Here is an 8,217-nt window from a genome sequence, read left to right as displayed (position 1 = left end):
AGCTCGCTTCCATCAAGCGCCCACACTTATCGGCTGTTAATTTTTAAAGAGCATTTCTGCGAGAAACTCCGTGTTTCTCAGCAGCGCTGCGTTTTCAGCAGCAGAGAAGCGAGATTATGAACCGTGTTTCGCAGCTCGTCAACAACTTTTTACATCACATCGTTGCGACTGCGGGGCTCAACTTCCGTACCGCCGAGGCCGCTACCACCGAGCCTCAACAGCACCGCTTCCCTTCCTCCCGCGCCGCGTTTCCGTTAGCGCGAAAGAGGCGTGATTCTATGCACCTGACGGCAATCGCGCAAGGGGTTCGGCGCAACTTTTTTACGAACGCCGCAAATTCGGCCGCTCGGCCCTGTCCGGGCACGAGACCGCTTATGGTGCAAAGAACGGACTAGAATGTGAGGTTCTTCGCCTCTTTCTATATACGTCTTTAATATGCGCCAGCGAATCGCCAAACGCCTCCCCCCCGATGCCGACAAACTGGTCGGTCTGTCGCTTGCGCTCTTCGCCTCGGGCAGCCGCATCGAGGATCGCTTCTGGGAAGCGAAGCTCGATGCGCTGCTCGCCAAGATTGTCCGCAACGGCAACCAGACCACGCTCGACGCAGCACTCGACCACCTTCAGCAGAATCATCCCGATGCGTACGGTGCGCTGGCCGACATGGCCGAGACGCACAGCGAGTCGATGGTGCTCGAGCACGACGGCCAACCATACGATGCGCTGCTGGTCGCGGTTCCGGTGCTTGCATGGACGCGCTACATGATTCCGTCGGGGCCGCTCAAGGGCGACGTTGCCGACGCGCTGCGAACGCACCTGCAGGCGCATGTCCTCGCGAACGGTACGCTCGTCGGGCTCGCGCCGTTCCTCTACAGCATCGACCAGTTGCCGCGGCACCACGTCGAAACCTACCGGCTTGCGCAGCAGCTCGCACATGCGGCGATCAGCCAGCACACGCCCAAGCTGAGCTTCGGCGACCTGCCCGAAACGTCGCCGATCCTGGCCGACCCGCGCTTCCTGCTTGCGGTCGTCGCCGCGCCTGCCGGCGCGCCGCTGTTCCGCTGGCAGGAAGAGGAGAACGGCAGCCGGATCGAACGCGGCCAGTGTCTCGAGCAGTGGACGGCCCAGGGCGGCCCGAACCTGTCGATCGCCCTGCCCGGCTGTGAATTCGAATGCCTGCTTCCGGACGCGTACTACTCGGCCTGCCGCGATGCGGACGAGCGCATTCGTCCGCACACGGTTCGAACGGCCATTCGTTATCTGTTTGACACACTTGGTGCGGCGCCGCAGGAGCTGCGCGCGGTGGTCGCGGGCTTCGGCGAGCGCCGTATCGACGAGTATCGTGTCGGCTTCACGCGGCGTGCCAGCAACGACGTGATCTACGGCGTCGTATGGCCACTGTACGGCCGCGAAAACGGCGACGTGTCGATCGACAGCGCGACGCTCGAAGGCGAAGCGCCGATGGAAGGACCGCTCGAGGAAATCGTGAGCCTGCTGAAGGAATGCGGCGTAACCGACGTCCGCCGGCACGCGGGCCGCTTCGAACCGGAATACTGCGACGACTGCGGCGTGCCGCTCTACGCGGATCCGCTCGGCGAAATCGTCCATGCGGAGATGCCGGAAGACGCATCGCCCGCCCAGCCTCACTTCCACTGACCCGATGCCGCCGGCCTCCATGGCCTGCCGGTTCGAAGCCGCTCCCGGTTGCCGCCGGAGCGGCTTTTTTCTTGTCCGATCGTTTTCCGCCCGAAATTTCGGACAATTCCTAAGCCTTTCAGCCTAGCAGACATCGTGTAAGGTTTTTGTCATTATCGGGGCCAACGCATGCCCGACAGCAATCAATGACTCACCCTTACGGAGATTGAATATGCGGTTCCTGATGCTTAACTCAGACGCCGAGCGGCGTGATGGACTGAAGGCCCTGCTGCGGCAGATCGACCGTCACGCCAGCATCAATGATGCGCCCGACAGTTTTCAGGCGCGCCGCCTGCTGCGTGCCCAGCGTTTCGACCTCGTCGCGATCGACTGGCTCGACGTCGGCCGGCTCGGCGAGCTTCAGGCGCTCTGCAGCGCATGTTCGCCGACACCGGCCGCCGTGCTGGTCGACGAAGCGCCGCCCGACGCCGTCCAGCGCTTCTTCAACCATGGTGTCGCGGGCGTGATTCCGCATTCCACGCGTCCGCACCTGATCGTGCGAGCGCTGGAAATCGTGCTGCTGGGCGGGCACTACATTCCGCCGAGCGCGCTCAGCCTGCTGCCCTCCGTGGCTGCAGCACGCCACGATGCCCATTTCCAGACGCTTGCCGGATCGCTTCCGCGCCGCCCGCCAAGCGGCCTCCTGTCGCCGCGGCAAGCGCAGATCATGCGCTTCGTCCATATGGGCAGCACGAACAAGATGATCGCCCGCACACTCGGCATCAGCGAAGGCACCGTGAAGATCCACCTCGCCAGCATCTTCCAGCAGCTCGGTGCCGCGAACCGTGCCGCCGCAGTCGCGATCTACAACGGCTGGCTGTCACCACATCTCGAGGTGTTGCTGGCGAACCGCAACCGCGCACGCAAGCCGAGCATCGGCGAACGCGGTCCGGTTCCGCTGCGTTCACAACGGAGTGACCATCCGTACCCGCTGCCCGCCGCGAACGCGGGCGTACAGGACCTGCCGCTCGCCGCCGAGCCGCCGTCACGGTTCCGGCGCGGGCGCTAGGCAAACAGTCTCGATATTGCGACGGTCGGTATGCGCGGATTCCCACCTTTGATGCTCAACGAGTAATATGGACGCATGGGTTTTCTCTTCACACCGCTTCCGCTCTGGGTTGGCATCGGTGGCTGGATCGCCGCCGTGGCCCTGCTCGCGCTCGCGATCTGGAATCGCCCGTTCGTGCGCCTGCAGGACGCCACGCTCCAGCACGTGTGGCTCGCGCTCGTCACGGCGATCTCGGTACTCTGGGCATCGAATGCGTGGCTCGAAGACGGCATCGTCATGCATCTGCTTGGCGCCACGCTGCTCGTCACACTGTTCGACTGGACGCTCGCACTGATCGCGATGGGCGCCGTCACGGCGGTTGCCGCGATCATCTTCGACGCGCCGTGGCAGGGCATTGGCCTGACCTATCTGATCTACGGTGCACTGCCTGTCGCCGTGTCAGCGTTGCTGCAGCGCGCCGCGCTCGCGTGGCTGCCGCACAACCTTGCATCGTTCATCACCGGGCAGGGGTTCCTGTCTCCGGCCATCGCGATCGTCGCAGTCGCCGCGGCAGCGGCCGGCGTCCAGCTCGCGCTCGCGGATGGCGTGCCCGTCGTGATTCCTGCCGGCTATCTGCTGAACACTGCACTGCTCGCACTCGGCGAAGCATGGTTCACCGGCATGGCGACGGCACTCATCGCCGTCTATCGCCCTGCGTGGGTCACGACCTTCGACGTCAGGCGCTATCGCCTCGGCGGCCCGCGCGCCTGAATTCCCCCCGGATTCGCGTACGTTCAACGCATACCGTCGGCTCCTTCCGCGCTGCGGCAGAATACGCCGTCTACTGCCGCACAACTTTTTTACGCTAAGATTGAACTCCTGTTCTTCATCGGGCATCTATACGTGCCCGATGTCTCATTCGCTCCTCACCAATAACCAGATGGACAGCTCACCTGCCTCGTTCCGGATTTTCCGGGCGCTCGGCAAGCTGGCAGCCTGTATCGCGGGCCTGTCGCTTGCGCTTCCCACACCGGCATTCGCCGACCTGCTCGACCAGCGCTCCGAACTGATCAACAAATTCGTCAACGAGATGCATGCCGATCCGCTTGCCGCCGATTGTGCGGCGCACGGCAGCTTCATCGCCAGCACGTCGACGGCGTTCGATCGCGTCGACTTCGCACCGAACGCATTCGACAGCGGCAACGCGACGATCACGCCCTGGAACGACTCGTTCGACCAGGGCAAGCAGCGCGTGAAGGTCGACAACATCGTCACCGTCGACGGCCAAGGCATCCACAGCGACGGCAGCGACCCGACACCGCTGAAATTCCGTTGCGGCTATGTCGGCCAGCAAATGCTCGCGTTCAGCTGGAACGACCCCGTTCCGCCGCTGAAGCCGCGCGCCGAACGCTCGTCGTCGACGAAGAAATTCAAGGGCAAGTCGCACCGCGGCAAGGCCAAGGCGAAGGCATCGGGCCGCACCAGCAAGAAAGCCGTCGCAACGAAAAAATCGAGCGGCCAGAAGAAGGTCGTGAAGAAGAAAACCGCGAAGAAGTCCTGATACGCCCGAGCGGCAACGACGGACGCGAAAAAGCCGGGGCATCCTGAGATGCCCCGGCTTTTTTCATATGACGGCGATACGCTTACGCGAACGTGTCGACGTGCACCAGGATCGCGGCCAGCATCGCCGCGCCGAGCGCCGCGCTGCGCTCGCCGTTCCAGCCGACGCGCTCGTCGGGCAGGTTCGCGTTGTCCTTGAACGGCATCTCGAGCGTCAGCGACAGGCAGCCGAACTGGTGGCCGATGTACTTCGACGCGAGCTTGAGTGCATCTTCCTTGTACTTGCTTGCCGCGTAGCCGTGCTCGGTCTGGAAGTCGGGGCTCGCGACCTTGAACGCGTCGATGAACGCAGTCTGTTCCTTGCCCTGCTGCTCGGTAAAGCTCGGCAACATCTCCGAACCGGCGACGAACACGTACGGCAGATCCTCGTCGCCGTGAATGTCGAAGAACATGTCGCAGCCGATTGCATGGATCGCGTCGCGCACGGCCAGCACCTCGGGGCTGCGTTCGGCATCCGGCGCCATCCACTCGCGATTCAGGTTCGCGCCTGCCGCGTTGGTGCGCAGGTTGCCATGCACACTGCCGTCCGGGTTCATGTTCGGGACGATGTAGAACGTCACGCGATCGTAGAGCTTGCGCGCAACCGGATCGCCGGCCCAGTCACCCCAGCCTGCCAGCCGCTTGACGAGCCCCTCGACGAACCATTCGGCCATCGACTCGCCCGGATGCTGGCGCGCGATGATCCACACCTTCTTCTTCGGCGCGTCGTCGGTTTCCGGCGTGCCGAGCGTCAGCAGCGACATCGGACGGCCCTCGACCGTGCGGCCGAGCTCGACGACGCTCGCCTGCGGCAACTGCTGGACCGCACCGAGAAACGCTGCGTGGCGCTCTTCCGAGTACGGTTCGAAATACGCGTAGTAGATGCTGTCGAACTCCGGCGTATGGTCGATGGTCATCGTCTTGCCGTCGAACGTCGTCGGCACGCGGAACCAGTCGACGCGGTCGTAGCTCGCCACCGCGTGGTAGTTGCGCCAGCCCGACGGATACGCGCAGTCGGCCGCGTTCTCGAACGTCATCACGCACCGCTCGCCGCGCGCGCCCGTCAAGCGGTAGTAAAACCATTGTGCGAATTCCGAGCGATTGTCGCCGCGCACGCGCAGCCGGATCGAGTCTGGGCTGTCGCACGACACGACGTCGATTGCGCCTGCGTCGAAATTGCTGGTGATCGAAAGTGCCATCTGTCTCTCCTGTGTCGACCGGCGTTAGCGCTTTAGCGCTTACACCGGTCCCATGCAAAGCTGTCGACCGGCGTTCGCGCTTTAGCGCCTGTGCCAGTCCTACGCAAAGCTGTCGACCGGGGCGCGCGGTGTACCACGTGCCCGGCCTCATGCGCCGGCCGTCTCGTGAACGGCCGGCCGGGTTACTCGCCGACGCGCCGGCGATATACGTAAGTCGAATCGTTCGACGCGGCCGCGTCGAATGCATAGCCTTCCGTCGCGAAATCCTTGAGCGCCTTCGGGTCGGCAATCCGGTTCTCGACGATAAAACGCGCCATCAGGCCGCGCGCGCGCTTCGCATGGAAGCTGATGATCTTGTAGCGCCCGCCCTTCCAGTCCTCGAACACCGGCGTGACGACCGGCGCGGCCAGCAGTTTCGGCTTGACCGACTTGAAGTACTCGGTCGACGCGCAGTTGACCAGCACACGCGCCGCGCCGCTGCGCGTCTCGAGCTGCTCGTTCAGCGCCCGCGTGATGCGGTCGCCCCAGAACGCGTACAGATCCTTGCCGCGCGCGTTGGCGAAACGCGTACCCATCTCGAGCCGGTACGGCTGCAGCAGGTCGAGCGGACGCAGCAGCCCGTACAGGCCCGACAGCACGCGCACGTGCTGCTGCGCATAGTCGAGATCGGCCGACGACAGCGATTTCGCGTCGAAACCTTCATAGACGTCGCCGTTGAACGCGAGCACGGCCTGCTTCGCGTTGGCCGGCGTAAAGGTCCGCGACCAGTCGGCGTAGCGCTGGAAATTCAGGCGCGCGAGCGGATCGGAAATATCCATCAGTGTCGCGATGTCCTGCGGCGACAGCTTGCGCAGGCCGTCGATCAGCTCGGACGCGTCGTCGACGAATGCAGGCTTCGTGTAAGACTGGACGTGCGCGGGCGTATCGTAGTCGAGGGATTTGGCTGGAGAGAGAACGATTATCATAGAGGCTCGCTGGCACGCCGTGCCTTGCGGTCAGACGAAAACCACCGATTGTAACGAATGACCCGCTCTCTCGCCCCGCATGCCGCACACCGCGTCGTGCTCGACTCGAACGTCTGGATCGACATCCTCGTATTCGACGACCCCGCTACGCGCCCGATCCGGGCCGCGCTGGAAAGCGGCGCGCTTGCCGCCGTGATCGACGGCCGCTGCCTGACCGAGCTCGAATACGTGCTCGACTATCCGCAGTTCCAGTCGCGCGCGATCGACAAGGCGGCCGCACTCGCGACCGTCGCCCGCCTCGCGAGCCTCGTCGAGCCGCCGCCCGTCGACGCCGACGCGCCGCCGCTGCCGAAGTGCAAGGACCGCGACGACCAGAAGTTTCTCGAACTCGCCCGCGCCGCGCAGGCCGAGTGGCTCGTGTCGAAAGACCGCGCGCTGCTGAAGCTCGCGAAGCGCACCGCACGCGACTTCGGCTTCCGGATCGCGCAGCCCGCGCCATTTGCCGAGGCTTGCGCGCTCGACGCCGCGCCGGACGCGACGACCACGCCGGCCTGACCTACGCCGCACCACCCGAATTCGACCGTATCGATGAACGCTCCTTCAGACATGCCAACGACCCCCGTTTTCCCCTCGCGCCTGCCGAACGTCGGCACGACGATCTTCACGGTCATGAGCGCGCTAGCCGCCGAAAAAGGCGCGGTGAACCTTGGCCAGGGCTTCCCGGATTTCGATTGCGACCCGCGCATCGTCGACGCGGTCGCGGCCGCGATGCGCAACGGGCACAACCAGTATCCGCCGATGGCCGGCGTCGCACCGCTGCGCGACGCGATCGCCGACAAGATCGCGCAGGTCTACGGCCGGCGCTACGATCCGGCCACCGAGATCACGGTGACGGCCGGCGCGACGCAGGCGCTGCTGACGGCGATCCTGTGTGCGGTGCATCCGGGCGACGAAGTGATCGTCGTCGAACCGACCTACGACAGCTACCTGCCGTCGATCGAACTCGCGGGCGGCACGCCCGTGTTCGTCACGCTGGAGGCGCCCGACTACGCGATCCCGTTCGACCGTCTTGCGGCCGCGATCACGCCGAAGACGCGCATGATCCTGATCAACACGCCGCACAACCCGACGGGTACCGTGTGGCGCGAGGCGGACATGCGCAAGCTCGAGGACATCGTGCGCGGCACCAACGTGCTGATCCTGTCGGACGAGGTGTACGAGCACATGGTCTACGACGGTGCGCGCCACGAAAGCGTCGCGCGCTACCCGGAACTCGCGGCGCGCAGCTTCATCGTGTCGAGCTTCGGCAAGACCTATCACGTGACGGGCTGGAAGGTCGGCTACGTCGCGGCCCCTGCCGCGCTGACCGCGGAATTCCGCAAGGTCCACCAATTCAACGTATTCACGGTGAACACGCCGATGCAGTTCGGGCTCGCCGACTACCTGCGCGATCCGGCACCGTACCTGTCGCTGGCCGGCTTCTACCAGAAGAAGCGCGACTTCTTCCGTGCCGGCCTCGAGCGCACGCGCTTCAAGCTGCTGCCGTGCACGGGCACGTACTTCCAGTGCGTCGATTACTCGGCAATCAGCGACCTGCCCGAAGCGGAATTCTCGAAGTGGCTGACGTCGGAGATCGGCGTGGCCGCCATTCCGGTGTCGGCGTTCTATCACGAGCAGCACGAATCGGGCGTCGTACGCTTCTGCTTCGCGAAGCAGGAACGCACGCTCGCGTCCGCGCTCGAACGACTCGCCCGGCTGTAAGTCCCGCACGGGC

Annotated in this window: 8 protein-coding genes; 6 read left to right on the top strand and 2 right to left on the bottom strand. The window is 64.6% G+C overall.

Annotation, left to right across the window (positions count from 1 at the left end; all coding sequences use genetic code 11):
- Positions 1 to 435 precede the first annotated feature (435 nt).
- The 4 genes from DIE03_RS19525 (at position 436) to DIE03_RS19510 (ending at position 4,241) form a co-directional block, all read left to right on the top strand.
- The gene (locus DIE03_RS19525) at positions 436 to 1,653 is read left to right on the top strand and encodes a DUF2863 family protein (protein WP_124453116.1); all 1,218 of its coding nucleotides are present in this window, start codon (positions 436 to 438) and stop codon (positions 1,651 to 1,653) included.
- Positions 1,654 to 1,864: 211 nt separating this feature from the next.
- Positions 1,865 to 2,701: a response regulator transcription factor gene (locus DIE03_RS19520; protein WP_124453114.1), complete on the top strand. Its 837-nt coding sequence runs from the start codon at positions 1,865 to 1,867 to the stop codon at positions 2,699 to 2,701.
- A 75-nt stretch (positions 2,702 to 2,776) separates the two neighbouring features.
- Positions 2,777 to 3,451, top strand: coding sequence for an energy-coupling factor ABC transporter permease (locus DIE03_RS19515; protein WP_124453112.1), 675 nt, complete (start codon positions 2,777 to 2,779; stop codon positions 3,449 to 3,451).
- A 139-nt stretch (positions 3,452 to 3,590) separates the two neighbouring features.
- A complete protein-coding gene (locus DIE03_RS19510; RefSeq protein WP_124453110.1) occupies positions 3,591 to 4,241 on the top strand; it encodes a BspC domain-containing protein in 651 nt (216 codons plus the stop codon).
- An 82-nt stretch (positions 4,242 to 4,323) separates the two neighbouring features.
- On the opposite strand, the gene DIE03_RS19505 is transcribed toward DIE03_RS19510, so the two are convergent.
- Positions 4,324 to 5,478: a M14-type cytosolic carboxypeptidase gene (locus tag DIE03_RS19505; RefSeq protein WP_124453108.1), complete on the bottom strand. Its 1,155-nt coding sequence runs from the start codon at positions 5,476 to 5,478 to the stop codon at positions 4,324 to 4,326.
- Positions 5,479 to 5,660: 182 nt separating this feature from the next.
- The gene (gene yaaA, locus DIE03_RS19500; protein WP_124453106.1) at positions 5,661 to 6,443 is read right to left on the bottom strand and encodes a peroxide stress protein YaaA; all 783 of its coding nucleotides are present in this window, start codon (positions 6,441 to 6,443) and stop codon (positions 5,661 to 5,663) included.
- Between the two features lie 57 nt (positions 6,444 to 6,500).
- Here yaaA and DIE03_RS19495 point away from each other — a divergent pair, with 57 nt between their 5' ends.
- Together DIE03_RS19495 and DIE03_RS19490 are read left to right on the top strand one after the other, a co-directional pair.
- Positions 6,501 to 6,998, top strand: coding sequence for a putative toxin-antitoxin system toxin component, PIN family (locus tag DIE03_RS19495; RefSeq protein ID WP_124453104.1), 498 nt, complete (start codon positions 6,501 to 6,503; stop codon positions 6,996 to 6,998).
- A 33-nt stretch (positions 6,999 to 7,031) separates the two neighbouring features.
- Positions 7,032 to 8,204 carry a pyridoxal phosphate-dependent aminotransferase gene (locus DIE03_RS19490; RefSeq protein ID WP_124453102.1) on the top strand — a complete coding sequence of 391 codons (1,173 nt, stop codon included), beginning with the start codon at positions 7,032 to 7,034 and terminating at the stop codon, positions 8,202 to 8,204.
- Positions 8,205 to 8,217 lie beyond the last annotated feature (13 nt).

The sequence above is a fragment of the Burkholderia sp. Bp8992 genome (assembly GCF_003853705.1).
Lineage (GTDB): Bacteria > Pseudomonadota > Gammaproteobacteria > Burkholderiales > Burkholderiaceae > Burkholderia.
Note: the sequence above shows the minus strand (reverse complement) of the source record. Positions and strands in the feature narration are given on the sequence as shown.

Excerpts from the sequence above, each read along its gene's own strand:
- DIE03_RS19525 (WP_124453116.1), top strand. The coding sequence starts at position 436 with ATGCGCCAGCGAATCGCCAAACGCCTCCCCCCCGATGCCGACAAACTG.
- DIE03_RS19520 (WP_124453114.1), top strand. The coding sequence starts at position 1,865 with ATGCGGTTCCTGATGCTTAACTCAGACGCCGAGCGGCGTGATGGACTG.
- DIE03_RS19515 (WP_124453112.1), top strand. The coding sequence starts at position 2,777 with ATGGGTTTTCTCTTCACACCGCTTCCGCTCTGGGTTGGCATCGGTGGC.
- DIE03_RS19510 (WP_124453110.1), top strand. The coding sequence starts at position 3,591 with ATGTCTCATTCGCTCCTCACCAATAACCAGATGGACAGCTCACCTGCC.
- DIE03_RS19505 (WP_124453108.1), bottom strand. The coding sequence starts at position 5,478 with ATGGCACTTTCGATCACCAGCAATTTCGACGCAGGCGCAATCGACGTC.
- yaaA (WP_124453106.1), bottom strand. The coding sequence starts at position 6,443 with ATGATAATCGTTCTCTCTCCAGCCAAATCCCTCGACTACGATACGCCC.
- DIE03_RS19495 (WP_124453104.1), top strand. The coding sequence starts at position 6,501 with ATGACCCGCTCTCTCGCCCCGCATGCCGCACACCGCGTCGTGCTCGAC.
- DIE03_RS19490 (WP_124453102.1), top strand. The coding sequence starts at position 7,032 with ATGAACGCTCCTTCAGACATGCCAACGACCCCCGTTTTCCCCTCGCGC.